A 25,310-nucleotide genomic window follows, 5' to 3' on the forward strand; every position below is an offset into this window, starting at 1 on the left:
GCACCTCAACAGCCCCGGAGTCTCGCCGACATGGAACTGCATGTTGTCATCAACGGCCGTAAGGACCTGGCCGGCCAGCTGTATAACCAACTGCGCAGCGCCATCGAGTCCGGACGCCTGGCCGCCGGGACGCAACTGCCGCCCAGCCGGTTGCTGGCCGAACAATTGGGTATTTCGCGCAAGACCATTTCCGATACCTACGCCCAGTTGACCTACGAAAACTTCCTCACCGGGGTGGTCGGCAAAGGCACTTACGTCAATGCGCGCTCATCGAAGGTGCAGTGTAAACAGAACTACACAGAGCTTGGCGGCTTCGAGGTGATCGAGTCCTGGCGCAACCTGCCGGTGTTTCTGCGTCATCCGACCCTGGAAGGCTCGCTGCGCTACGACTTCATTGGTGGCGCCACCAGCAAAGGCCAGTTTCCTCAGGACGACTGGCGTCGCTGCACCTCTCACGCGCTGCGCCAGATAGCCGGCTCCAAGGGCTTGTACAGCCTGCCTGAGGGCTTGCCCGCTCTGCGCAACGCCATTGCGCGGCACATCGCGTTCTCCCGCGGGGTCAATTGCCAGGATGAGGATGTGGTGGTGTGCAACGGCGCGCAGCAGGCCCTGGACCTGATTGCGCGGGTGCTGATCAGTCCGGGCAGCCTGGTCGCCATGGAGGACCCCGGCTACCCGCCGGCGCGGCTGCTGTTCGGCACCCATGGTGCCACGGTGATCGGCGTGCCGGTGGACGCCGAAGGCATTGTGGTGGAGCAGATTCCTCGCGGCACGCGCCTGATCTACGTCACCCCGTCGCACCAGTTCCCGCTGGGCATGCCGATGAGCCAGGCGCGCCGGCAAGCACTGCTGGCCAAGGCCCATGAGCTGGGCGCGATCATCATTGAGGACGACTACGACAGCGAGTTCCGCTACGAAGGGCGCCCCACCGATTCCCTGCAAAGTATGGATGAACGGGGGATCGTCGCTTACGTCGGGACCTTTTCCAAAACCCTGCTGCCGGAATTGCGGCTTGGCTATACGATCCTGCCGCCAGCGATCCTGGAGGCCGTGGTGCGCGCCAAACAGCTCACCGACCTGCACACCTCAACCCTGCCGCAATGGGCGCTGGCCAAGTTCATCGCCGAAGGCTGCCTGCTCAAGCACATCCGCCGCTGCCATACGGTCTATGCCGGGCGCCGTGAACGGATCCTGACGCGCATGGCCGGAGACCTCTCACCCTGGCTGGAGGCGGTGCCGTCCACCGCCGGTTTCCACATGGTGGTGATGTGCAAAGTGCCCATGGATATTCCATTGGTGATCGAACTGGCGAAAAAAGTCGAAGTCGGGCTCTATGCCATCGACGGCTTTTTCTATCAGCAAGCGCCCAAGGCCGGGTTTTTCCTCGGTTTTGGCGCCATCGAGACCCTGGACATCGACACCGCCCTGGACCGTGTGCGCGACATTTTGCAGCAGGTGGCCTGACGGATTGGCCTGGGGTTTTATCCGGCGATTGGCTATTGGCGGTCCCCAGGGTCAGGCCTATCCTGCATAGGCGTTAACCCTCAATGAGCAGGATTCGTCCGGCCTGATTCAGGAGTGTGAGCAATGTCCCATGAAGTGATCAATACCGTACAGGTACAGGCCGCCGCCGGTCGCTCGGATGAACTGGGTAAGCAACTGCAAAAGATTGTCGAAACCCTGCGTGAACTACCGGGCTGCGAATCCTATATGGTCGACCGCTGCCCAGAGGACAGCAATCGCTGGACCGTCAGCGCCCGCTGGCAATCGGAAGCGGCCATGAAATCCCATTTCAACTGCCCCGAAGTCCAGGGTTTCATTGGCCTGGTCGACAGCCAACTGGCCAATGCCGTGGACTTCAACAGTTTTCCGATCGTCTGAAAACAAGATCAAAAGATCGCAGCCTGCGGCAACTCCTACACGGGATCTGCCACAGGCTGCGATCTTTGCTTTTCACCTCGGTCAATTGGTCCCCTCGCCTTCCGGAATATTGGCTGTTTAACCGCTACCGCTTGCGCACTACTGTGGTTTGCAACAACTAACCACCGCAGGTAAAGAACCATGAACATGTTGCGTTGCTGTGCTGCCTCCCTCGCCGCTCTGGCCATGATTGTGTCCGCTTCGGCCTTTGCCCATGACCCTTCGGAAAAGGTCACCGTTTTGCAGGACCAGATGCTGAAAAATGCCCCGGGCAAAAAGGCTTTGATGATCGAGGTTGACTACCAGCCAGGCCAATCGTCCATCGCCCACAAGCACGACGGCACGGCCATGGCCTATGTGCTTTCGGGGTCGGTCACTTCTCAGGTGAAAGGCGAAAAAGCGGTCACCTACAAGGCCGGTGAATATTGGTACGAACCCGCAGGTTCGGAACACCTGGTCTCGAAAAACGCCAGTACAACCAAGCCGGCGAAGCTGTTGGTGTTCATGGTATTGGCCCCCGACGAGAAAGTGTTGATCCCACTGGAAAACTGATGGCTGAACGTACAGCCATAAATAAAAAGGCTCGAATTACGAATTCGGGCCTTTTTATTTCCCGAGGCAATTAACCGCAGGCTATTAAGCCAAACAAAACTATTGGCCACCGGATAAGTTCGAACATTGGCCATTTCAATAAAACATCCAGGGTTTAGTCTTAAGTCACCGTCGGCACAACGCCGACAACTTCAACTGTCGACCAAACTGTTTCACTGGAGAAACGCCATGAAACTTGCACTTGTCAGTACATTGACCATAACGGTAGTGTTAACTGGTTGCTCGATCCCGACTGCGCCCACGGCGGTCTCTTCGCTCAATGGTATTTTCACCGAGCCGGTAGGCCGCAGTGGCGCCACCCTGGTTACCAACGGCAGCCATGTCTCGCTGGGCATCGTCTACAGCCAGAATACCCAGACGAACCGTGCCTATCTGCGGGACTACCAGGCCAACGCCGGCACCGGTTTCGGCCAGAGCCTGCTGGTGCAGCCGATTCATGACGCCTATGTAGCCACTTCCAGGCCAGACCTGGCCGTGGATTGGGTGAAGGCCTCCCTGCAGCGGCAATTCGGTTCGGTGACTGTGTATCCGGACATGCAGAGTCTCAGGGCAGCGAAACCGGACGTGATGGCGGTGGTCGACACCCGCAGCCAACTGATGACATCGCGCAGTTCAGACATCCAGTCAGATGTCAGTGCGGACTTTTACGACAAGAACTTTAACTATATCGGTACTGCACAAGGGCATGACGCCAAAGCACTCAGTCCCGTGTGGGCTGACTACAAACGCAGTGAAGACATAGTTGCCGACATCCATGAGCAACAGAATGTGCAAGTCAGGGCGCTGCAGAAGTTTGACCAGTCGCTCAATAGTTTGCTTAGCAAACCGACTAATCTCTCGATGATTGACAACACGCCAGAGCAAAACAGCTATTGATGTTATCGCCCCCCAGACTTTCTGAAGCCTAAAGACACGCTCAAGCTCGCTCCCACAGTAAATCAGGAAATGGGAGCGGGCTGTGTAGCACTGCGAAACAATTAACCAAGGTAAAACAAACAAATTAAAGTTATTTTAAGTTCGGCACGGAACAGCCACCTTTTCAACTTGAAATAATGGATTTATATATGAGCAAAGACCAGGAAAGATCCTTCATAGCGCACCTGAGCTGCGAAGGGAGCCCCATGACTTTTTTCGAAAGGGTATTAAGCGACAGGCATTTTCAGCAAGACGACGAAGATGGCCCGCACAAACACTTGATTACGACTGCAGAAGTCTACTCCGCTGATTTACAGAAAATGGTACCCTTGGGCGTCACCTCTAAAAATAAAAACAGCATAGGGATAGTGGTGCATTTCAGGTGCTATGACGACTACTACAATCTGCAGATTTTAAGCGAGTCCTACTACAACAACTACTTCAGCAAGAGCACCCAAGGTTTCCTCGGAGCGCTTCCGGCGGCGGGAGGTGATACGACTTCTTTTAACTTGCTGAATGAAAGTTTCAAGACTGTCACGCTAGATGATTTCGACAGCGACAATCAGACCGTTTACTTGCAGGCACGCAATGCAGGCGTTATCAAAAAAATGCTATGGGGCGCTCAGGTGAACCGTTATTGCTTCCACGACCTGGCGGGTCACCAGGTTTTATTCAAACTGCACATTCTTGAAAGAAACGTGGCCACCCCTCAAAGCACTACACCCTACACTTGAAATAGCAGTGTCTGCTGATTTGACCCATTAAAAAAAAGCCCCGCATCCTTCGATGCGGGGCTTTTTCATTCAACGCCTGATCAGGCCGCCGGTTCCAGCTCGGCGGCGACGGCGGCAGGCACTACCGCTTGACCGCTCAACGCCAGGTCCAGCAGTTCGCGGTTGGCCACCGCGTACATGGCGTAGTCAGTGCCGCTGGCGGCACGGATTTCCACCAGCATGGCGCGCCAGCGTTCGATCAAGCCTTCGTGCTGCGCCATCCACAGGGAAAGCCGTGCTTCCACGTCCTGGGTGCCGTCGCCCTGTTGCAGGACCGAGATGGTGATCGCGCGTTGCTGCCAGTCGACGTCATCACGGAACGCTTCACGGGCCAGGGCCTGCCAGTTGTTTTCAACCGGCAGAGCGCTGATCTGTTGCATGTACCAGGTGATGTCCAGCGCGCTACCCACGGCGAAGTAAGCCTTGGCCACCTCAGCCGGATCCTGGCCAGTCACGTCGGAAGCCTCGATGATCGGCAGCAGGGTGTACAGGTGCGAGGTACCAGCCACCATACGCGCCAGCAGCTCCGGCACACCGGCTTCGACGTAGGCCTGATAACGGCGCTGCCAGGTTTCACGGATCTCGCCACTGAGCAGCTCGTCGAGCTTCAGGCCCAACTCTTTCAAGTGCGGACCAAAGTGCGCGACGTCACGGGCAGCGTTCTGCTCGTTGCGACGGGCACGCAGGAACCAGCGCGTGGCGCGACGGCCCAGGCGCATCAGCTCGTCCATCAGCTCCAGTTGAACGTCGGCGGCAACCTGGTAGTCCAGGTTTTCGATCTGACGGAACCAGTGCGGGAGATGGAAAATGTCACGCACGATCACATAGGCGCCGGCCACGTTCGCCGGGCTCATGCCGGTCGACTCTTTGAGTCGTTGAACGAAGGTGATGCCCATGTGGTTGACCAGGTCGTTGGCGATCTGGGTGCTGACGATTTCGCGCTTCAGGCGGTGACGGCGCATGGCCACGGAGAACTTGCTCACCAGCGTTGGCGGGAAAGCGGTTTCCATGTCGCGGGTCAGGTAGTCGTCGTCCGGCACCAGGGAGCCCAGCAACTGCTCCTTGAGGTCGATCTTGCTGTAGGAGATCAGTACCGACAGCTCGGCACGGGTCAGGCCATGGCCTTGCGCGACACGTTCGTTGATCGCTTCTTCCGACGGCAGGAACTCGATGGCACGATCCAGCTTGCCGCGGCCTTCCAGGTCGTTCATCAGGCGCTTGTATTCGGCAATCCGCGGCAAGGCGCGACGGGCTGCCAGGGACAGGGCCTGGGTCTGCTTGTAGTTGTTGCCCAGCACCAGACCACCGACTTCGTCGGTCATGCTCGCCAGCAACTGGTTACGCTGCTTGTCGGTCATGTCGCCGGCCTGAACCACTTCGTTCAGCAGAATCTTGATGTTCACTTCGTGGTCGGAGCAGTCCACGCCACCGGCGTTGTCGATGAAGTCGGTGTTGGAACCGCCGCCATTGAGGCCGAACTCCACACGACCCAGCTGGGTCATGCCCAGGTTACCGCCCTCGCCCACGACTTTGCAGCGCAGTTCGTTGCCGTTCACGCGCAGTGCATCGTTGGCCTTGTCGCCGACATCGGCGTGGCTTTCGCTGCTGGCCTTGACGTACGTACCGATACCGCCGTTCCACAGCAGATCCACTGGCGCCTTGAGCAAGGCGTTCAGCAGTTCGGTCGGGGTCAGCTTGTCGGCCTCGATGTCGAAACGCTCTTTCATCTGCGGGGAAATCGCGATGCTCTTCGCGCTGCGCGAGAAGATACCGCCGCCTTCGGACATGATGCTGGTGTCGTAGTCCGACCAGGCCGAACGCGGCAGGTCGAACAGGCGCTGACGCTCGGCGAAGCTCGACGCCGGCTCAGGGTTCGGATCGATGAAGATGTGCAGGTGGTTGAACGCCGCGACCAGCTTCAGCTTGTCGGACATCAGCAAGCCGTTGCCGAACACGTCACCGGCCATGTCGCCGACACCGACCACGGTGATGCTGTCTTCCTGGACATTGATGCCGCGCTCGCGGAAGTGGCGCTGTACGCCGACCCACGCGCCCTTGGCGGTGATGCCCATCTTCTTGTGGTCGTAACCTGCCGAGCCGCCGGAGGCAAACGCGTCACCCAGCCAGAAGCCGTAGTCGATGGCGATGCCGTTGGCGATGTCGGAGAAGGTCGCGGTGCCTTTGTCCGCCGCCACGACCAGGTACGGGTCATCGTCGTCATGACGCACGACGTTGGCGGGTGGTACCAGGGCGCCGTCCTTCAGGTTGTCGGTGATGTCCAGCAGACCCGAAATGAAGATGCGGTAGCAGGCGATGCCCTCGGCCGCGATCTCGTCACGGCTGCCGCCCAGTGGCAGGCGACGCGGCAGGAAGCCGCCCTTCGCACCCACCGGCACGATCACCGAGTTCTTCACTTGCTGGGCTTTTACCAGGCCCAGGACTTCGGTACGGAAGTCTTCTTCACGGTCGGACCAGCGCAGGCCGCCACGGGCAACGTTGCCGAAGCGCAGGTGCACGCCTTCGACGCGTGGCGAGTACACGAAGATTTCAAACTTCGGTACCGGCTTGGGCAGCTCCGGAATCAAGTGCGGGTTGAACTTGAAGCTGAAGTACGACTTGTTATGGCCGTTGGCATCGGTCTGGTAGAAGTTGGTGCGCAGGGTGGCCTTGATCAGGTCCAGGTAGCGACGCAGGATGCGGTCTTCGTTCAGTACCTGGACGTCATCCAGGGCGCTGAGAATCGCGTGTTCCAGACGCTGTTGCTTGTCGTCCAGGTCATCGCTGGTCAGCTTGCGCGCCAGGTAGAAACGGGTCTTGAACAACCGGGTCAGTTCGCGAGCGATGTCGGTGTGGTTGTTCAGGGTGCTGGCGATGTAACCCAGGTCGAAGCCCAGGCGGATCTGCTTCAGGTAACGGGCGTAGGCACGCAGCAGCGCCACGTCACGCCATGGCAGGCCGGCGGTCAGTACCAGACGGTTGAACGCGTCGTTCTCGGCATCGCCACGCACGATGTGGACGAACGCGTCCTGCAGCGTGTCGTTGAGCTGCTGGATGTCGAGTTCCAGGCCTTCGGCGGCGGTGAACGCGAAGTCGTGAATCCAGAATTCGCGGCCATTGCTGTGACGCAGGTGATACGGGAACTCGCCCAGCACGCGCAGACCGAGGTTTTCCAGGATCGGCAGGACGTCGGACAGTGCCAGTGGGGTATCGGCGTGGTACAGCTTGCAATGCAACTGGCGCTGACCGGCAACCTGGCCCAGCGGCTGATAGAAGCTCATCACCAGCGGGTTTTTATCGCTCAGGCTCAACAGGTGCTGCATGTCGACCACAGCGGAATGCGCGGCAAAACGCTCGCGGTAACCGGCCGGGAAGCCTTTCGGGAAATCGGCCAGCACGTTGGTGCCCTGGGCTTCGCCGAAGCTCTCGACCGTCAGTGCGGCGTAGTCGTCCTGCCAGCTGCGGCAGGCCTGCACCACTTCTTTTTCCAGCAGCAGCGGGTCGATGTCGAGGCGGTTTTTCGGGTCGACGCGCAGGATCAACTGCACGCGGGCCAGCACGGACTCGGAGAAGAAGGTCCAGAACTCGCAATCGGTAGCTTTCAGGCGATCCATCAGCACTTGCTGGATCTTCTGGCGCACTTCGGTGGAGTAGATGTCGCGCGGCACGTAGGCCAGGCAGTAGCAGAAACGGCCGTACGGGTCTTTACGCAGGAACACGCGAATCTTGTTGCGTTCCTGGATCTGCACGATCGACATCACGGTGCTGAACAGCTCGTCCACCGGAGTCTGGAACAGATCGTCGCGCGGCAGCACTTCGAGCACCTGCGCCAGTTCCTTGCCCAGGTGAGCCTTGGCCTGGAAGCCGGAACGGTGTTCGATTTCCTCGACCTTGCGGCGGATGTACGGGATCACCCGCACGCTCTCGCCATACACCGACGAGGTGTACAGGCCCATGAAACGGCATTCCTTGATGACCTTGCCGTTGGCGTCGATTTCGCGGATCGACACGTAGTCCGGGTAAGCCGGGCGGTGTACACGGCTTGGGTGCGCGGCCTTGGCGAACGACAGCAGGGTCGGTTCGCGCAGGTAGTTCACGGCGTAGTCCTCGATGCGCAGGTCATCATAGGTCAGTCCGGCACGCAGCAGCTTGGTCAGGCCGAGGAAGGAGTCCTTGTCGTAGACGATATGGCCGCCATCGGCCTCATCGCTTACCACGAACTCTTCGTAGCCGAGGAAGGTGAAGTGGTTGCCCACCAGCCATTCCAGGAAGCTCTTGATTTCGTTCTTCTCGTCGCCATCGACGGCGAACTGGCTGTTGTCCAGCTTGGTCAGGATCTCCTGGACCTTGGCCTTCATCGGCTCGAAATCGCCGACGGCCACGCGAACTTCACCGAGCACCTGCTCCAGCTCTTTGCTCAGCACATTGAGCTCGGCGGTGTTGGCACAGCGGTCGATTTCCAGGTACATCAGCGATTCTTGCTGAATGTCGTCGCCCTGGGTGCCTTTAGGCAGGATTTCCAGCAACTCGCCCTTGCTGCCACGACGCACGCTCAGCACGGTGGTTTGCAAGGTATGGATGCTGTAGCCGCGGCGGTTCAACTCGGTACGCACCGAGTCCACCAGGAATGGCAGGTCGTGGTGCAGCACTTCGACCGCCGTGTGGGTCGACTGCCAGCCGTGGCGTTCGTAATCGGGGTTGAAGACGCGCACTTGCGGTTGCGCGTGATCGAAGCGCTCAAGCAGGCGCCATGCAGAAAGGGTGCAGCCAGCAAGGTCGGACAACCGACGCTGGGTCAGCTCGTCAAGGGAAATGATGCCGAAGAATTGTTCAGCGAACAGCGCCACTTGTGGCAGTGCCTGTTCACTGATGTGCTGCGCCAGTGCCGCTTGCAGTTGGTGCTGGAAGTCGGCTTTGCTGGCTGCGGTGAAGAACGCCATCTGTGGTACTCCGCTTGGGCTTGTTATTGATGGAAGCGTCGCGCGAAACCCCTTTCGGGGCTACGTTTCAAAGCTAGCCGTCACCCGGTTCCTGATTCTCGGGCAGAGGAAACAGGGTGACAGGTGGGTGAAGCTGGACGAGACACTCAGGTCACATTCACCTTCCGTGAATGGGCATCTGCAAAAACGACTGGCCACGGGTTGCTCCAATGTCTTTACAGGTATCCATTGGTTGCGCAGCTTAACCAGTGCGACAAGGCCCGTGCTTGCGGTGCTGCGACATATTCGGTCATCGGCACGCTGCTCTGGGCATGCGCATCGAACAACACTAGCAGTCGTACAGGAAAATGACGGATTTGCACCCGCATTTACGGGACCTTCGTACCAGAAATGACCGGTAACACACTGGTTGTTCGCTACATGAGCATGGCCGCTGGGACGAACAGAGTTTTTTTTTGGGGGGGGGGGAATGAGGCTTGGTGGCGTCAGGTGCAGTGATCAACGAAGATGAGCGGGTCAAAAGTGCCAGTGAGCACGGGGCCTTCAGTGCTCACTGGCAGTTCAAGATTTCGGCAGAGGCAACAACACTGCCTGGTTATGGGCAATCAATCCCTGGGTGCCAAGGCTGTCCCCACGGAGCTGAATAGAGATCCGGTGGCTTATTCTCGCTCTGGAAGTTTTGTTTGTATTTTTTCCCTTTGTGCGCAACCTCTTCGCCATAAGTTACATATTTTTTGCCGGCATCCCAGGTCGGGATATCGCCGCACTCACCGCCCCCGGCAGGTGCTTTGATATTGAGATGCTCAGTTAGCGTAATGGTATGCGTGCCAGCAGAAACGTTTAACGAAATTGAAGCGCTGGTATCGACGGTCACTGTCGGCGCTTTGAAAGACATCGATGCCGTACTGCCTGTCGAAGGTGTGAAGCCGGTTGCACTCCAATCATAAATCAGGGGTTTAACGGGAGATTCAGCATAGACATGTGCACTGAACATCTCCCCGGACTTCACCTCTTCAGGCAGGGCAAGACGCCCCGTAGGTGGTTTATCCGCTCCGTCTGCCAGCATCTTTTTGATGGCGGCTTCCAAATCAGGCTGCACCCCGATTTCCGTGCTATTGCCATTGATTTGCGGGTAGCCTGTATCCACGAGAATTTCGCGCAGAACTTTCGGTGGAATATTACCCAGGTCGTTAGCACGTGCTACCCCTTGCAGAGAAGCAACTACCCCGGCAAGGATCGGGTTGGATGAAGACGTTCCGCCGAAGGTATGGGTATAGCCCGTAGTCGGATTGCTGCGGCTCCAGTCGGTAGTGGTCACGTTCTCTCCCCAGCTGAACATATCAACGCGACTGCCATATTCAGAAAACGAGGCTCTGAGGCCGGTGTTGGGATCAACAGCACCCGCATAAATTGCGCCAGAGTCGAAAACGTTGCGATCAAAGTAACGTTTGAAATAAGGATGATCCAGATTGATATTGCCGTTGGCCGCAGCCAGTACCACATGCACACCCTTTTCTTCAGTCAGATAGGAAATCGTGTCGCGCACCGGACCGGAGTACTCCAGTGGCATATGGCATTCATCTGTGCAACCAACCTCGTTGAAAGGCGTGTAATCGTATTGCACCCCCAACTGCAAGACATCACCCGCCTGTAATTGGTCTGCCAGTTCCAGCAGTCTGTCCGACCCCCACTGCAGATAACCCAGCCTGGAATACGGCACGATGCCGGTAGTACCAAAACCATTTTCCTGAGAAGCAATGATGCCCGCGCTGGAAGTGTCATGGTCGTCCGTTTCAGCGTCGACCGTCAGTTCCAGATAGGGTTTTGGCAAGTCAACATGATCGTACGACCAATGATCTATTTCCGCGGAGATCAAACGCATATCTTGACCTTTGCCGCCCGAAACCTTCCAGGCTTCCAAGGCATTCACGCCACCTATTTTGTACGGGGATATTGCCGCTTTTCCTTGCAGATAATTTTGTCGCCCCGTGTAGTCTGGAATGTTTTTACTTGCCACGCCCGCAATAGGCGCGCCGTTATCCTTATGCATGCCGTCTACCTTTGGTTCAAAGTCAGCCGCTTCCACTAAAGGGCTTTGCTTCAACTTCAGAACCAATGCCTTAGCCTGCTTTTTCGTCAAGGTGCGGGTATCCACGATGAAATAACGATTCAAGCGATGCCTTTGCAGCGCCTGCAACTCTTCCTTGGTCCGTACCTTGGTAACCGGCACTAATGGCCTCACGTTCGGCGCAAGCTTCTTGAGTTCATTTAACGGGTTATGACTATCAACAGCTTTTTCTTTAGCGTCGGATATGGAACCCTGCTCTTTGACCAGAATGATCACATGCGAATAATCCGGCTCGGCCGCACAGGCCAATAAAGGCGATAAAACAGCGCAGAAACATACAAGACTCAGCCACTTGTTTATCGAATGCATGTTGACACCTTCCAGTGAGTATCGTGGGCGCTCGTTTAATAACTTTCGCCCCTTCCAAAAAAACAATGACGATCTTTTGCTTCAATGACAGATAAACGCAAAGACAAGGACTGGCTACTGTCAGAAATTACAGTGTCGACGACTGGTCAATGTTCTCCGGTCATTCTTGGACAGGCAACTTGTCCAAGTAACGAGTCAGCACGAACATTTCGTCTTTGCCGTGGTAACGCTTCAGAATGGCCAATGCGCTCGAGCAGAAATTTCCAAAGGCTGGCAGAATCGCCTTTTGTTTGTCTTTACAACGCTCGTCGAGCCAGGATTCCTCCATGCAAATGACCACCGCCCTTTTGATCGTCAACCCATGCGATGACGAAGAAGACAACATGGCCATGCTCTGCTGCCATAGTGACAAGGGCGAAATGTTCCTGATGAGCCGTTACCCGGATGAGGACGAACTGGAAATCACCCTCGACGGCGAACCCTCGACCCTGGAGGGCGTGAAAGTCACCCTTAGCCCTTCCCTGTTGAAGATTGAAATTGCGGCGGCAGATGCCGATGCGCTCAATGGGGATGATGTACTGGAAATCACCTTTGATGCCGACATGACAGATCTGTCTGAGGTGGATGAAACCTTGCAGAACATTCTCAAGGGTACTGGCACCTATATCAGCCAGATTTGATGGTGCCTTAGCGGGCGCCTTCGCGAGCAGGCTCGCTCCCACAGTCGACCGTGCTCTTCCAACAAGAATGCGATCAAATGTGGGAGCGGGCTTGCTCGCGAAGAGACCCGAAAGAACACCACCAGCCTGAAACCCGTAGAAAGTTCCTACAACGATTGCCAGCCATTTCCTGCACTTTGCACAAAATGCCGTTAGTCGCCGCCCCCCGCGATGGATTAAAGTAACGCCCCCAGCCCTGGCGCATTTTCGAACGTCCTCGGCCACCCTTTTGCAGGAACAGTCATCGATGGAACATCGTGAAGCGCTGCTCGCGCTGCGAACCTTTCTTTCAACGCAGATTCTCGGCCAGGAAAAACTCATCGAGCGCTTGCTCATTGCCCTGCTCGCTGACGGCCACATGCTGGTCGAGGGCGCCCCTGGCCTGGCCAAGACCAAGGCCATCAAAGAACTCGCCGAAGGCATCGAGGCCCAGTTCCACCGCATCCAGTTCACCCCCGACCTGTTGCCGGCCGACATTACCGGTACGGAAATCTACCGCCCGGAAACCGGCAGCTTCGTGTTCCAGCAAGGGCCGATCTTCCACAACCTGGTACTGGCGGACGAAATCAACCGCGCCCCGGCCAAGGTTCAGTCGGCCTTGCTCGAAGCCATGGGCGAGCGGCAAGTCAGTGTCGGGCGCAGCACCTATGAGCTGTCGCCGCTGTTCCTGGTGATGGCCACGCAAAACCCCATCGAGCAGGAAGGTACCTATCCGCTGCCGGAAGCCCAGCTTGACCGGTTCCTGATGCACGTGAAAATCGGCTTTCCCGATGCCGCTGTTGAGCGCCGGATTCTGCAGCAAGCCCGTGGAGAAGCCCTGAACGGCGAAGCGAAGCCTGAGCGTCGGGTTACTCAACAGACGATTTTTGTCGCGCGCAAGGAAATCCTCGGTTTGTACATGGCCGACGCCGTGGAGGAATACCTGGTGCAGCTGGTCATGGCCACCCGCATCCCGGCCAAGTTCGACCCGGAGATGGCCGAGTGGATCGCCTATGGTGCCAGCCCTCGCGGTTCGATTGCCCTGGACCGCTGCGCCCGTGCCCACGCCTGGCTGGCCGGCCGCGACTTCGTCAGCCCCGAAGACATCCAGGCCGTGCTGTTCGACGTGTTGCGCCATCGCATCATTCTTTCCTTTGAAGCCGAAGCCGCTGGCATCGATCAGGACCGGGTGGTCCAGCGGATTCTCGACGTCGTAGCCGTCGCTTGACCCCGATGAACGCCAGCCTGCCGCCCGAGCCGGGCATCCGTGTCAGCCTCGCCGACCTGATCGAGATGCGCCATCGCGTGCGTGAAGTGCAATTGTTTTCCACGCCGAGCCAGCGCAGCCCGCTGATCGGCCTGCACCACTCCAAACTGCGCGGACGTGGCGTCGACTTCGATCAGGTGCGGGTCTATCAGGCCGGCGACGATGTGCGCACCATTGACTGGCGCGTGACTGCCCGCACCCAGGAACCCCACACCAAGCTGTTCCACGAAGAACGTGAGCGACCGATCTTCATCATGGTCGAACAAAGCCGCCGGCTGTTTTTCGGCTCGGGCCTGATGTTCAAGTCGGTGCTCGCCGCCCAGGCCGCGAGCCTGATCGGTTGGGCCGCCCTGGGGCACAACGACCGGGTCGGCGGGCTGGTGTATGGCGACAACGAGCACTACGAAATCAAGCCTCGGCGCAGCAAGCAAAGCCTGCTGCAGTTGCTCAACCGGCTGGTGCGGGTCAATCAGTCGCTCAACAGCGAAAGCGAGCCGGACCGCGACGCCTTTGGCATTGCCCTGCGCCGTGCCCGGGAAGTGTCGCGCCCTGGCAGCCTGGTGATCGTGATCTGCGACGAACGCGCCCTTTCGGACAGCGCCGAGCAACAACTGAGCCTGTTGTCGCGCCACTGCGACCTGTTACTGCTGCCGTTGTCCGATCCGCTGGATCATGCCCTGCCCGCCGCAGGTCTGTTGCGTTTCGCCGAACGCGGCGCACAACTGGAACTCGACACGCTGAATTTCGATCTGCGCCAGACTTACCGGGCCCAGGCCGAAGCACGTATCGCCCGCTGGGAACTGCTCGCGCAGAAACTGCGGGTGCTGCTGATGCCGTTGAGCACTCAGAGCGAGATGGTCGAGCAATTGCGCGAATACCTGAACCCACAGAAACCGGGGAAAGGCCGATGAGCAGCCTTGATCAACTGCAACCGCTGATATCCCCGCCACCGGTGCAATTCTGGCCTCCGGCACCGGGTTGGTGGTTACTGCTGCTCGTGATCCCGCTGATCGGTCTGGGCCTGTGGAAGCTGCGTCGCTTCATTCCACACAAACGTCCCGTGGTACGTGCCGAACAGCCGCTTGACCCGGTACGCCTTGCGGCCCTGGCCGAGCTGGCACTGATGCCCAAGCCTTACGACGGTGCGCCGGCCGGTGCCTGGCTGCAGCAACTCAACGGCCTGCTCAAGCGCCTGTGCCGCAACCACTATCCCTACAGCCAGAGCCACACCCTCAACGGCCGCAAATGGCTGGCGTTCCTCGACAATCGCTGCCCGGCGGCCGGCCTGACCCGCTGGATGGTGCTTGTCGAAGGCGCCTACAAACCCGAATGCAAACTCGACGACAAGGCCATCGCCGGCCTGACCCAAGCCGTCGAAACGTGGATTCGCAAACATGTTTGAATTCGCCTGGCCGTGGATTTTTGCCCTTGCGCCGCTGCCGTGGCTGATGCGCATCGTCTTGCCGGTGGCCGACAGTGGTGAACCGGCACTGAAGGTCAGCTTCCTCAGCGATCTGGAAGGTCTCGCCGGGCGACGCGCCCGGGCCAACCTGCCAGCCTGGCGCCAGCAGGCCCCGTTCATCCTGCTGTGGCTGTTGCTGCTGGTCGCGGCGGCTCGTCCGCAGTGGCTCGGCGAACCCTTGCCGATTGCCGCCAGCGGCCGTGATCTGCTGGTGGCAGTGGATGTTTCCGGGTCCATGGATTTCCCTGACATGCAATGGCAGGACGAAGACATCAGTCGCCTGTCACTGGTCCAGCATCTGCTCGGAGACTTTCTCGAAAGCCGCGAAGGTGACCGGGTCGGGCTGATCCTGTTCGGCAGCCAGGCCTACCTGCAGGCACCGCTGACCTTCGACCGCCACACCGTGCGCGTCTGGCTCGACGAGGCGCGCATCGGCATCGCCGGCAAAAACACCGCCATCGGCGATGCCATCGGCTTGGCCCTCAAGCGCCTGCGCTTGCGTCCGGCAACCAGCCGCGTGCTGATTCTGGTGACCGATGGCGCCAACAATGGCGGTGAAATCGCCCCCCTCACCGCTGCGCGACTCGCCGCCAAGGAAGGCGTGAAAATCTACCCGATCGGCATCGGCGCCGATCCGGAGCAGAGTGGCACGGTCGGCTTTCTCGGCGTAAATCCGAGCCTGGATCTGGACGAACCGTCCCTCAAGGCCATCGCCGAGGCCACGGGTGGCCAGTATTTCCGTGCTCGCGACGGCAAAGAGTTGCAGGCAATCAAGGACACCCTTGACCAACTGGAGCCCGTGGCCCAGCAACCCACCCAGGCCCGCCCGACTCAAGCGCTGTATCACTGGCCACTGGCCCTGGCGCTGTGGTTGAGCATGCTCCTGGTGGCCCCCGTACTCTGGCCGGACAACCCCTTGCAACGCCTGTTTACCAAGGACCTGTTCTTGCAAACCCAACTGCTGCCTGACTGGCGCCAGCGTCTCAAACGCCTGCGCCTGCGGAGGCGTCGATGAGTGCGCTGTGGCCTTACTGGTTCCGCCCCTGGTGGCTGCTGTTGCTGCCGGTGCTCGGCTGGTTGCTCTGGCAACTCTGGCACCGCAAGAAGCGCGCCGGGCGCTGGCAAATGATTCTGCCACCGGCCTTTCACGCCGCACTGCTCAGTGGCGGCAGTGGCCGTGACAGTAAGCTGCCCTGGATCGCCCTCGGTCTGGCATGGCTGTTGACCGTGCTCGCCCTGCTCGGTCCGGGCTGGCAGCGTGTCGAGCAGACCAGTCAAAAGCCCGCCGACCCGCTGGTGGTGGTGCTCGAACTGACCCCGGAAATGCTCGCCACCGACGTCATGCCCAACCGGCTCGAACAGGCTCGACGCAAGTTGTTCGATCTGCTGCAGATTCGCAGCGACGCGCAAACCGCCATCGTCGTCTACGCCGGCAGTGCCCACACGCTGGTACCGCTGTCGGATGATCTGTCCACCAGCCGCAATCTGCTGGACGCACTGAAACCGTCGTTGATGCCAGAGGCCGGACATCGCGCCGATCTGGCAGTGACCAAGGCCCTGGCACTACTCGAACAAGCGGCGCTGGGCGACGGCCGGATCCTGCTGATCGGTTCGTCCTTGACCGAACAGGAACGGCTGGGCATCCGTCATGCGCTCAACGGCAAATCGACTCAATTTCTGATGCTTGGCATCGGCACCGCCGAAGGCTCGCCCATCACCCAGGAGGACGGCAGTTTCCTCAAGGATGAACAAGGGGCCATTCTCGTGCCGCGCCTGGACGAGCCAGGCTTGAAAAGTTTTGCCAACGACCTGGATGGAGGCTTTCGCCAGGCACGCCTGGACGATAGTGACCTGCATGCCCTTGGCCTGTTCGACGGCCCACGCCACCTGCGCAACGATGGTCAGACCCTGCGCCTGGACACTTGGGCCGATCAGGGGTACTGGCTGTTGCTACCGCTCCTGTTGCTTGCGGCCTGCGCGGGACGTCGCGGCTGGCTGCTGTGCCTGCCGCTGCTATTGGCTCTGCCCCAACCGAGCTATGCCTTCGACCTCGCCGACCTGTGGTTGCGTCCCGACCAACAAGGCGTGCACCTGCTCAAACAAAAGCGCCCCGCCGAAGCCGCCCGGCGCTTCGAAGACCACCAGTGGCAAGGCGTGGCGCTCTATGAAGCCGCAGACTATGCCGGCGCCGCCGAGCGGTTCGCAGAAGGCAACAATGCCCACGCCCACTACAATCGGGGCAATGCCCTGGCCAAAAGCGGTGAGCTGGAGGCGGCCCTGGACGCGTACGAACAGGCTCTGGAACGTCAACCGGATTTGCGCCCGGCGCTGACCAACAAGGCGCTCGTGGAGGAGCTGCTCAAGCAAAAAAACAGCCCGCCCACCCCGGAACCGGATCGCTCCGCCAGCGACGAACCCCAGGCCATGCAACAACAGACTCCACCCGGTGTTTCATCGCAGTCTACGAACAGTGGCGAGCCGCAGGCGCAACAACCGCCGGCCGACTCCAACACCGCGCAACCGCCGGTTTCGCCGCCCAGACCGGGGGCCAATGAAGTGCCCGGCAGCGAGTTGGGTGACGAACAGCACACCACGCCGCCCCTGCGCCCGGCCACCGACAGTATCGAAGGTGAACAGCGTCAGGCACTGGAGCAGTGGTTGCGGCAGATCCCGGATGACCCCGGTGAGCTGCTGCGGCGAAAATTCTGGTACGAACAGCAGCAACATCAGGATCAGGAAAAAACTCGATGACCCGCTTCACCGTTTTATTGCTCGCGCTGATGCACGGCCTGTTGTTCTGCACTGTCCAGGCACAGGCTGCAGAGCTGGCCGCCAGTGTGGACCGCACTCGCCTGAGTTCAGGCGAGACGGTCGAGCTGACCCTGGAGTCCACCGACGTGACACAGTTCGGCAAACCCGACCTGACACCCCTGGAGCCGTTGTTCGAAGTGCGCGGCACCCGCCAGGTCAACCAACTGAACACCCTCAGCGGCGAGAACCAGGCCGCCACGCGCTGGATCATCACCCTCCTGCCGCGGCAAAACGGCAGCGTCGTGATTGCGCCCCTGCAACTGGGCGAACTGCAGAGCCAGCCGATCACCCTGCAAGTGGTCGAGAGCGAAACACCGGATACCCCGAACAAACGCGCCCCGGTGTTCATCGATGCCAGCCTCGATCAAACCAGCGTGTACGTTCAGGCCCAGGCCGTCCTGACCCTGCGCATCTACCACTCGGTGTCGCTGTACGACGACAGCAGCCTGCCACCCTTGCAGATACCTGACGCACGCATCGAACAATTGGGCGACTCACGCACCTACGAAAAAGACATCGATGGCCTGCGCCACGGTGTGATCGAAATGCGCTACGCGATCTACCCGCAACACAGTGGCGAACTGATCATTCCGGCACAAATCTTCAACGCTGCGCTGGTCGACGCACAACCGGTACAGGACAGCGCCGCCCAGGGGCCGAAATCCGGCAAGCTGATGCGCGTCACCTCGACCGAACTGCTGTTGACGGTCAAGGCCAAACCCACCACCTGGCCGGACGATGCACCCTGGCTGCCTGCGCGCAGCCTGACCCTGAGCGAAAGCTGGAACCCGGAACCGGACCACACCCAGGTCGGCGATTCACTGACCCGCAGCCTGACGGTGACGGCCGAAGGCTTGTCCAGCAGCCAACTGCCACCGCTGCCCGGCACCGATGTCGGCGGGCTACGCCGCTACCCGGATCAACCGGTGTTCGGCAACCAGAACAGCGAACGCGGCCTGGTCGGCAGCCGTGAAGACCGCGAGGCCCTGGTGCCGACACGGACCGGCGCCATCGAGCTGCCCACCGTCGACGTGGTCTGGTGGAACACTTTCGAAGACCATCTGGAACATAGCAGCCTGCCTGCCCGCACGCTACACGTGGCGGCCAACCCGAGCCTGGTGGTCGACACCCCGGCCGGCGCGTCTGCGGTCCAGGCCAGCGCCGACAGCGAAGCCCTGTGGCGCTGGAAACTCAGCACCTTGTTCCTGGCCTGCACCACCCTGCTCGGCTTCGGCCTCTGGTGGCGTGGCCGCTGGCAACCGGCGGTGGCACGCACCGCCCAAACCGGCCCGAGCCCGCGCACCGTACTCGACGACCTCAAACGCGCCTGCCTGGCCAATGATTCCCACGCCACCCGCCAGGCCCTCGACGCCTGGGCCCGGCAACAACCGGAAACCCTGGCCGACATGGCCGCCCGCTTCGTGCCCCTGTCCAACGCCCTCGACGGCTTGAACGGCGCGCTCTACAGCGAAACCGGCCAGTACTGGCAAGGCGACGAGTTGTGGCGGGCGATCAAGGCGATCCCGATGGCCGAACGGGTACAGGACCCGGTCGGTGACAGTGGGTTGCCGCCGCTTTATCCGAAATAGAACCCTTCGCCGGCAAGGATGCATTTTTGGTGAGGGGGCTTGCCTGTGGCGAGGGGGCTTGCCCCCGTTCGGTCGCGAAGCGGCCGTAAATCCGGGCAGCTCGGTGTGCCAGAAAAACTTGGGGCCGCTTCGCAGCCCAACGGGGGCAAGCCCCCTCGCCACAGGCAAGCCCCCTCGCCACAGAGCATTCCATCGCGCGACCGGGCATTTTTACCAGTAAACTCTCCCCCCTTTCGCCGCCTTCATTTTTCACGCGGCCATCACCTATTTTTGTACCGGAGTCCGCCTTGCGCTTGTTTCACACCTCCGACTGGCACCTGGGGCAAAACCTGCACGGCCAGGATCGCGATTTCGAACATGGCTGTTTTCTTGAGTGGCTGTTGCGCCAGCTGAAACTGGATCAACCGGATGTGCTGTTGATCGCCGGCGACATCTTCGACACGGTCAATCCGCCGGTCAAAGCCCAGGAGCGGCTCTACGACTTCATCGTCAGCGCCCACGAGCAGCAGCCGTCGCTGACCATCGTGATGATTGCCGGCAACCACGATTCCGGCTCGCGAATCGAACTGCCGGCCCCCTTGATGCGCCGCTTGCGCACCCATGCGCTCGGTCGTGTGCTGTGGCTGGACGACGGGCAGCTGGATGCCGAGCGCCTGTTGCTGCCGTTGCCTGACGCCAGTGGTGAAGTCACCGCCTGGTGCCTGGCGCTGCCGTTCCTGCGCCCGGCGGAAGTCACCGGCGCGCACTTGGGCGACAACTATCTGCGCGGGATCGGCCAGGTGCACGAATGGCTGATCGAAGCGGCCAACGCCAAGCGCACACCAGGCCAGGCACTTATCGCCATCAGCCACGCGCACATGGCGGGCGGTTCGGTGTCGGAAGACTCCGAGCGCAGCCTGATCATCGGCAATGCCGAAGCCCTGCCCGCCAGCCTGTTCGGGCCGAGCATCAGCTACGTTGCCCTGGGCCACCTGCACAAACCGCAGAAGGTCAACGGCGAGGAGCGCATCCGCTACAGCGGCTCGCCGATTCCGCTGTCGTTCTCCGAGATCAGCTATCAACACCAGATTCTCGACATCAGGCTCGACGGCGAAACCCTGGTCAGCGTCGAGCCGAAACTGATTCCCCGTGCGGTCAACCTGCAACGCATCGGCCCGGCGCCATTGAGCGAGATCCTGCTGCAGCTTGCGGACCTGCCGGACATCGACCTGTTGGCCGACATCCAGCGCCAACCGTGGCTGGAGGTGCGGGTGCGCCTCGATGAGCCGCAGCCCGACCTGCGCAATCAAGTGGAAACCGCCCTGCAAGGCAAGGCCGTGCGCCTGGTGCGCATCGCCGCCGAGTACGCCGGCAACGGCAGCCGTGACGGTGCCGATGAGGGCAGCACGCTGATCGAACTGGACCAGCTCACGCCCCAGGAGCTGTTCAGCCGCGCCTGGCAGGACAACTACGGCAGCGAGGTCGACGAGCAAACCCTCAAGGACTTTGCCGAGCTGTTGCAAGACGTGCAGATGGAGAGCGAACAGCCATGAAGATTCTCGCGATCCGCCTGAAAAACCTCGCCTCCCTGGCCGGGCCCTTTGAAATCGACTTCACCGCCGAACCCCTGGCCAGTGCCGGACTGTTCGCCATCACCGGCCCCACTGGTGCCGGTAAAAGTACGTTGCTCGATGCTTTGTGCCTGGCGCTGTTTGGCGCCGTTCCACGCCTGAACAACACTGGCCGCGACGCGAAAGTGCCGGACGCCGACGGCGAAATCGGCACCGGCGACCCGCGAACCCTGCTGCGGCGCGGCACCGGTGAAGGCTATGCGGAAGTGGATTTCGTCGGAGTCGACGGCCGCCGCTACCGCGCTCGCTGGGAAGCCAATCGCGCTCGGGACAAGGCCGCCGGCAAACTGCAGGCCAGCCGCCAGAGCTTGCGTGACATCGATCAGGACCAGTTGCTGGCCAGCCAGAAAGGCGAATACAAGGCTCAGCTCGAAGCCGCTCTGGGGCTGAACTTCGAACAGTTCACCCGCGCCGTGCTGCTGGCGCAAAGCGAGTTCAGCGCATTCCTCAAGGCCGACGACAACGACCGCAGCGAACTGCTGGAGAAACTCACCGACACGGCGCTCTACACCCGTCTCGGTCGTCGCGCCTTCGACAAGACCAAGGAGGCGCGCGAGGTTCACAAGCTGCTGCAGGATCAGGCCAGCGGAGTGACGCCGCTGGCGCCGCAAGCCCGTGCGGAACTGGATGAGCGCTTCAATGCCGCGCAGCAACAGCTGAAGTTGCAGCAGGCACAACTCAAACAGCTTGAGCAGCAGCACACCTGGCTCAAGGAGCTGCGTCAGTTGCAGGACACTCAACTCGCAGCGACCGAGCAACTTCACAGTGCCCAACAGCAGTGGGAAGGTTTGGCCGACGAGCGCTTGAAGCTGACACGGCTGGAACAACTCGGCCCGCAACGGCACCAGTTCGCCCGCAAAACCGAACTCGATGCACTGCTGACGCCACTGGCTGCACAGGTTGCTGCCCATACCCGGCAGCAGCACGAGCTGACTGGACGCCAGACGGCGCTGGAGCAAAACCTCTCGGCCACACAAATCGCCCTGAGCGAAGCCCAACAACGACAAACCGACAGTGCTCCGCTGCTGCGTCAGGCTTTCGAAGAACAAAGCACCCTCGCCCGCCTGGCCAGGGAAACCGCCCTCAGCGCCGACGCGAAGCACAACGCAGAACAAGCCTGCATCCAGGGCCAAAGTGCCATTCAAGCCTTGCTGGAAAAGCAGAACCAGGTTGCCGAACGTTTGCAGCGTATCGCCACCGAGCTTGAACAAAGCGCCCATCTGGCGCCGCTCAGCGACGCGTGGAATGCCTATCGGGATCGCCTGCAACAGTTGATGTTGATCGGCAACCGGTTGAATAAAGGCCAGGCCGAGCTGGCGACCCTCGAACAAAACGCCACCCGCTACGGCGAAGAACTCGCCTTGCAAAAGCAGCAACTTGAAGTGCTGTTCAAGGAGGCCGGTGCGGAGCCGGACGCCGTGGCCGAGCAGATCGGCATCCTCGGCAACCTGTTGCAGGACAACCGTAAACAGCTGCGCGCTGTCGAAGACCTGACGCGGCTGTGGGCCAGCCAGCAGGAACTGGACAAGCGCAGTACCGAACTGCAACAGCGTCAGCTCACCGCGCAACAGGAACGTGAGCGCCTGACTCAGGACGGGGTGAAAACCAAAGCCGAACTGACGGTTGCCGAACAAACCTTCAACGTCACCCGAGAACTGCTGGAGCGTCAACGTCTGGCCCGCAGTGCAAGTGTCGAAGAGTTGCGCACGCAGTTGCAGGACGACCAGCCGTGCCCGGTCTGCGGCAGTCACGAGCATCCTTACCATCAGCCCGAAGCGCTGCTGCAAAGTCTCGGTCGCCACGACGAAAACGAACAGGCCCGCGCGCAGCAAGCGGTCGACCAGCTCAAGGAAAAGCTCACCGAACTGCGCGCCGAAGTGGTGGGCGTCATCGCCCGGCAAAAGGAGCTGCTGCAACAACAGGAGCAACTGGACGCCCAACAACAAGCCTTGGCTCCGAGCCTCGACGCTCACCCACTGGCTGCACAGCTTCTGGACCAGGATGCCGAAAAGCGCGACGCCTGGTTGACCCGGCAAAACGATCAGTTGAACCAGAGCATCACTCAGGACGAACAGCGTCAGCGCGCCCTGCTCACCCTGCAGCAGGACGCCGCGCGCTTGACCCAGCAATTGCGCCACGCCGAAACCGCGCACCAGCAAGCGGCCCAGCACCTGAGCAACCAGCAGCGCGAACTGAGCAGCGACCGTCAGCGTCTCGACGAGGAGCTCACCGCGTTCGGCAGTCTTCTGCCAGCCGAAACCCTCGAAGCGCTACGGATGGAGCCTGCTGCGACGTTCATGCAGCTGGATCGGCAGATCGCCGAACGCCTCACACAGCTCGATCAGCAGAAGGAAGAACTTGCCGAGCAGCAACAGCGTCAACAGACGCTTGAGAAAGAACAGGATCGCCAGCAAACCCGCGTACAACAACTGCAAATCGCCGAGCAGCAATTCAGTGCACTGGCCGAACAGCAACGGGCTTGCCAGCACCAGCTTGCACAACTGCTGGGCGAGCACGGCAGCGCCGAGCAGTGGCAGCAAGGGCTGGAAAACGCCGTAGAGCAAGCACGCAGTGCCCAGGCAACAACGGCGCAGGAGCTGCAGCACGTAAGTACGCAAAGGGTGCAGATCGCCGCCGAACTCAAGGCGCAGCAGGAGCGTTTGCAAGCGCTGGAAAACGAAGATCGCGATCTCACCGACAAAATCGCCGACTGGCGCGGCCGACATCCTGAGCTGGATGACGGTGGCCTCGAAGACTTGCTGCGGGTCGACGACACGCAGGTCAGGGAACTGCGCCAACGCTTGCAACACAACGAAAAAGCCATCGAACAGGCCAAGGTGCTGCTGCAGGAGCGTGATCAGCGCTTGCTCGATCATCAAACCCAGCACAACGGCCATCTCGATGCCGAGCAACTCGCCACCGCCCTCACCGACCTGCAAAATCAGTTCGCCGTCAGCGAGCAGCACTGCGCCGAACTGCGCGCCGAGCAGGTCGAAGACCAGCGTCGGCAGAACGCCAATCAAGCCCTGGCCCAACAGATTGCCGACGCCTACAACGAGTATCAACGCTGGGCACGCCTGAATGCGTTGATCGGCTCCGCCACCGGCGACACCTTCCGCAAGATCGCCCAGGCCTACAACCTCGACCTGCTGGTGCATCACGCCAACGTGCAATTGCGCCAACTGGTGCGCCGTTATCGCCTCAAGCGCGGCGGCAGCATGCTCGGGTTGCTGGTGATGGACACCGAAATGGGTGACGAACTGCGTTCGGTGCATTCGCTGTCCGGTGGCGAGACCTTCCTGGTATCGCTGGCACTGGCCCTCGGCCTGGCCTCGATGGCATCGAGTACGCTGAAAATCGAGTCGCTGTTCATCGACGAAGGCTTCGGCAGCCTCGATCCGGAATCCCTGCAACTGGCCATGGACGCCCTCGACGGCTTGCAGGCCCAGGGCCGCAAGGTCGCGGTGATTTCCCACGTACAGGAAATGCATGAACGGATTCCGGTGCAGATCCAGGTCCGCCGCCAGGGCAACGGCCTGAGTACCCTGGAGGTGAAATGAACACGCTGTATTCCTTCCGCCGCTGCCCCTACGCCATGCGTGCACGCATGGCCCTGCGTTATTCGGCAGTGGCCGTGGACATCGTCGAAGTCAGCCTGAAGGCCAAGCCCGCCGAGATGCTCGCGCTGTCGGGCAAAGGCACGGTGCCGGTGCTGAGCGCCGATGGCCGGGTGATCGACGAAAGCCTCGACATCATGCGCTGGGCCCTGGCACAGAACGATCCGCAAGACTGGCTGCTCAAGGATGATCCTGACGCAGCGGCGCAAATCGCCCCGCTGATTGAACAGAACGATCAGGTGTTCAAGGTGCACTTGAACCGCTACAAGTACGCCGAGCGTTATCCCGAGCAACCTATGGAGGTTTATCGCGCCGAGGGCGAGGTGTTTTTGCAAAGGCTGGAGGCGTTGCTGGAGGGACGCGACTATTTGCTGGCCGACCATCCAAGCCTGGCCGACGTGGCGCTGATGCCCTTCGTGCGCCAGTTCGCCCACGTCGACCGCGAATGGTTTGCGCAGACGCCGTATCGGCGGTTGCAGGACTGGTTGCAGCGGTTTCTGGAGTCTGAACTGTTTACCAGTGTGATGCGCAAGTAAGCACGACCCCTGTGGCGAGGGGGCTTGCCCCCGTTGGGCTGCGAAGCAGCCCCAAGCTTTTTCTGGTCATCCGGATTTACGGCCGCTTCGCGACCGAACGGGGGCAAGCCCCCTCGCCACAGGCAA

At 60.4% G+C, this 25,310-nt stretch carries 18 protein-coding genes; 15 read left to right on the forward strand and 3 right to left on the reverse strand.

All coding sequences use genetic code 11. From position 1 onward, the window contains the following. Positions 1 to 30: 30 nt before the first annotated feature. From pdxR to KSS91_RS28800, 5 genes are all read left to right on the forward strand, one after another. Positions 31 to 1,464, forward strand: coding sequence for a MocR-like pyridoxine biosynthesis transcription factor PdxR (gene pdxR, locus KSS91_RS15875; RefSeq protein WP_217835345.1), 1,434 nt, complete (start codon positions 31 to 33; stop codon positions 1,462 to 1,464). A gap of 123 nt (positions 1,465 to 1,587) precedes the next feature. Beyond that, entirely contained in the window at positions 1,588 to 1,881 is a 294-nt protein-coding gene (locus KSS91_RS15880) for an antibiotic biosynthesis monooxygenase family protein (RefSeq protein ID WP_217835346.1), read from the forward strand. 180 nt (positions 1,882 to 2,061) lie between these two features. After that, complete coding sequence (locus tag KSS91_RS15885; RefSeq protein ID WP_015095336.1) at positions 2,062 to 2,472, forward strand: cupin domain-containing protein; 411 nt, start codon at positions 2,062 to 2,064, stop codon at positions 2,470 to 2,472. Between the two features lie 228 nt (positions 2,473 to 2,700). Further along, positions 2,701 to 3,408: an ATPase gene (locus KSS91_RS15890; protein WP_217835347.1), complete on the forward strand. Its 708-nt coding sequence runs from the start codon at positions 2,701 to 2,703 to the stop codon at positions 3,406 to 3,408. A gap of 245 nt (positions 3,409 to 3,653) precedes the next feature. Next, positions 3,654 to 4,181 carry a hypothetical protein gene (locus KSS91_RS28800; protein ID WP_217835348.1) on the forward strand — a complete coding sequence of 176 codons (528 nt, stop codon included), beginning with the start codon at positions 3,654 to 3,656 and terminating at the stop codon, positions 4,179 to 4,181. 80 nt (positions 4,182 to 4,261) lie between these two features. On the opposite strand, the gene KSS91_RS15900 is transcribed toward KSS91_RS28800, so the two are convergent. The 3 genes from KSS91_RS15900 to KSS91_RS15910 form a co-directional block, all read right to left on the reverse strand. Then, complete coding sequence (locus tag KSS91_RS15900; RefSeq protein WP_217835349.1) at positions 4,262 to 9,157, reverse strand: NAD-glutamate dehydrogenase; 4,896 nt, start codon at positions 9,155 to 9,157, stop codon at positions 4,262 to 4,264. Between the two features lie 595 nt (positions 9,158 to 9,752). Continuing rightward, complete coding sequence (locus KSS91_RS15905; protein WP_217835350.1) at positions 9,753 to 11,594, reverse strand: S8 family serine peptidase; 1,842 nt, start codon at positions 11,592 to 11,594, stop codon at positions 9,753 to 9,755. Positions 11,595 to 11,754: 160 nt separating this feature from the next. Then, positions 11,755 to 11,922, reverse strand: a complete 168-nt coding sequence (locus tag KSS91_RS15910; protein ID WP_217835351.1) for a hypothetical protein — start codon at positions 11,920 to 11,922, stop codon at positions 11,755 to 11,757. Here KSS91_RS15910 and KSS91_RS15915 point away from each other — a divergent pair. The 10 genes from KSS91_RS15915 (at position 11,921) to KSS91_RS15960 (ending at position 25,184) form a co-directional block, all read left to right on the forward strand. Continuing rightward, positions 11,921 to 12,274 carry a hypothetical protein gene (locus KSS91_RS15915; protein WP_217835352.1) on the forward strand — a complete coding sequence of 118 codons (354 nt, stop codon included), beginning with the start codon at positions 11,921 to 11,923 and terminating at the stop codon, positions 12,272 to 12,274. The two genes, KSS91_RS15910 and KSS91_RS15915, sit on opposite strands and share 2 nt — an antisense overlap. 286 nt (positions 12,275 to 12,560) lie before the next feature. Further along, complete coding sequence (locus tag KSS91_RS15920; RefSeq protein WP_015095342.1) at positions 12,561 to 13,520, forward strand: AAA family ATPase; 960 nt, start codon at positions 12,561 to 12,563, stop codon at positions 13,518 to 13,520. 5 nt (positions 13,521 to 13,525) lie between these two features. Continuing rightward, positions 13,526 to 14,470 carry a DUF58 domain-containing protein gene (locus tag KSS91_RS15925; RefSeq protein WP_015095343.1) on the forward strand — a complete coding sequence of 315 codons (945 nt, stop codon included), beginning with the start codon at positions 13,526 to 13,528 and terminating at the stop codon, positions 14,468 to 14,470. Then, on the forward strand, positions 14,467 to 14,961 hold the full coding sequence (locus KSS91_RS15930) for a DUF4381 domain-containing protein (protein WP_095967019.1): 495 nt from the start codon (positions 14,467 to 14,469) through the stop codon (positions 14,959 to 14,961). Before KSS91_RS15925 ends, KSS91_RS15930 begins: the two co-directional genes overlap by 4 nt. After that, positions 14,954 to 16,036, forward strand: coding sequence for a vWA domain-containing protein (locus KSS91_RS15935; protein WP_217835353.1), 1,083 nt, complete (start codon positions 14,954 to 14,956; stop codon positions 16,034 to 16,036). The genes KSS91_RS15930 and KSS91_RS15935 overlap by 8 nt, the downstream gene beginning before the upstream one ends. Beyond that, entirely contained in the window at positions 16,033 to 17,772 is a 1,740-nt protein-coding gene (locus KSS91_RS15940) for a VWA domain-containing protein (protein ID WP_217835354.1), read from the forward strand. The genes KSS91_RS15935 and KSS91_RS15940 overlap by 4 nt, the downstream gene beginning before the upstream one ends. Continuing rightward, a complete protein-coding gene (locus KSS91_RS15945) occupies positions 17,769 to 19,421 on the forward strand; it encodes a BatD family protein (RefSeq protein ID WP_217835355.1) in 1,653 nt (550 codons plus the stop codon). The genes KSS91_RS15940 and KSS91_RS15945 overlap by 4 nt, the downstream gene beginning before the upstream one ends. A 287-nt stretch (positions 19,422 to 19,708) precedes the next feature. Then, the gene (locus tag KSS91_RS15950; RefSeq protein ID WP_217835356.1) at positions 19,709 to 20,953 is read left to right on the forward strand and encodes an exonuclease SbcCD subunit D C-terminal domain-containing protein; all 1,245 of its coding nucleotides are present in this window, start codon (positions 19,709 to 19,711) and stop codon (positions 20,951 to 20,953) included. Then, positions 20,950 to 24,591 carry an AAA family ATPase gene (locus tag KSS91_RS15955; RefSeq protein WP_217835357.1) on the forward strand — a complete coding sequence of 1,214 codons (3,642 nt, stop codon included), beginning with the start codon at positions 20,950 to 20,952 and terminating at the stop codon, positions 24,589 to 24,591. The genes KSS91_RS15950 and KSS91_RS15955 overlap by 4 nt, the downstream gene beginning before the upstream one ends. Further along, the gene (locus tag KSS91_RS15960) at positions 24,588 to 25,184 is read left to right on the forward strand and encodes a glutathione S-transferase (protein WP_217835358.1); all 597 of its coding nucleotides are present in this window, start codon (positions 24,588 to 24,590) and stop codon (positions 25,182 to 25,184) included. Before KSS91_RS15955 ends, KSS91_RS15960 begins: the two co-directional genes overlap by 4 nt. Positions 25,185 to 25,310 lie beyond the last annotated feature (126 nt).

The sequence above is a fragment of the Pseudomonas azerbaijanorientalis genome (assembly GCF_019139795.1).
Lineage (GTDB): Bacteria > Pseudomonadota > Gammaproteobacteria > Pseudomonadales > Pseudomonadaceae > Aquipseudomonas > Aquipseudomonas laurylsulfatiphila.

What these genes read in the sequence shown, in the direction of transcription:
- KSS91_RS15930 (WP_095967019.1), top strand. Translation starts at nt 14,467, where the DNA reads ATGAGCAGCCTTGATCAACTGCAACCGCTGATATCCCCGCCACCGGTG.
- KSS91_RS15905 (WP_217835350.1), bottom strand. Translation starts at nt 11,594, where the DNA reads ATGCATTCGATAAACAAGTGGCTGAGTCTTGTATGTTTCTGCGCTGTT.
- pdxR (WP_217835345.1), top strand. Translation starts at nt 31, where the DNA reads ATGGAACTGCATGTTGTCATCAACGGCCGTAAGGACCTGGCCGGCCAG.
- KSS91_RS15900 (WP_217835349.1), bottom strand. Translation starts at nt 9,157, where the DNA reads ATGGCGTTCTTCACCGCAGCCAGCAAAGCCGACTTCCAGCACCAACTG.
- KSS91_RS15960 (WP_217835358.1), top strand. Translation starts at nt 24,588, where the DNA reads ATGAACACGCTGTATTCCTTCCGCCGCTGCCCCTACGCCATGCGTGCA.
- KSS91_RS15915 (WP_217835352.1), top strand. Translation starts at nt 11,921, where the DNA reads ATGCAAATGACCACCGCCCTTTTGATCGTCAACCCATGCGATGACGAA.
- KSS91_RS15885 (WP_015095336.1), top strand. Translation starts at nt 2,062, where the DNA reads ATGAACATGTTGCGTTGCTGTGCTGCCTCCCTCGCCGCTCTGGCCATG.
- KSS91_RS28800 (WP_217835348.1), top strand. Translation starts at nt 3,654, where the DNA reads ATGACTTTTTTCGAAAGGGTATTAAGCGACAGGCATTTTCAGCAAGAC.
- KSS91_RS15925 (WP_015095343.1), top strand. Translation starts at nt 13,526, where the DNA reads ATGAACGCCAGCCTGCCGCCCGAGCCGGGCATCCGTGTCAGCCTCGCC.
- KSS91_RS15955 (WP_217835357.1), top strand. Translation starts at nt 20,950, where the DNA reads ATGAAGATTCTCGCGATCCGCCTGAAAAACCTCGCCTCCCTGGCCGGG.
- KSS91_RS15880 (WP_217835346.1), top strand. Translation starts at nt 1,588, where the DNA reads ATGTCCCATGAAGTGATCAATACCGTACAGGTACAGGCCGCCGCCGGT.
- KSS91_RS15910 (WP_217835351.1), bottom strand. Translation starts at nt 11,922, where the DNA reads ATGGAGGAATCCTGGCTCGACGAGCGTTGTAAAGACAAACAAAAGGCG.
- KSS91_RS15935 (WP_217835353.1), top strand. Translation starts at nt 14,954, where the DNA reads ATGTTTGAATTCGCCTGGCCGTGGATTTTTGCCCTTGCGCCGCTGCCG.
- KSS91_RS15945 (WP_217835355.1), top strand. Translation starts at nt 17,769, where the DNA reads ATGACCCGCTTCACCGTTTTATTGCTCGCGCTGATGCACGGCCTGTTG.
- KSS91_RS15940 (WP_217835354.1), top strand. Translation starts at nt 16,033, where the DNA reads ATGAGTGCGCTGTGGCCTTACTGGTTCCGCCCCTGGTGGCTGCTGTTG.
- KSS91_RS15920 (WP_015095342.1), top strand. Translation starts at nt 12,561, where the DNA reads ATGGAACATCGTGAAGCGCTGCTCGCGCTGCGAACCTTTCTTTCAACG.
- KSS91_RS15890 (WP_217835347.1), top strand. Translation starts at nt 2,701, where the DNA reads ATGAAACTTGCACTTGTCAGTACATTGACCATAACGGTAGTGTTAACT.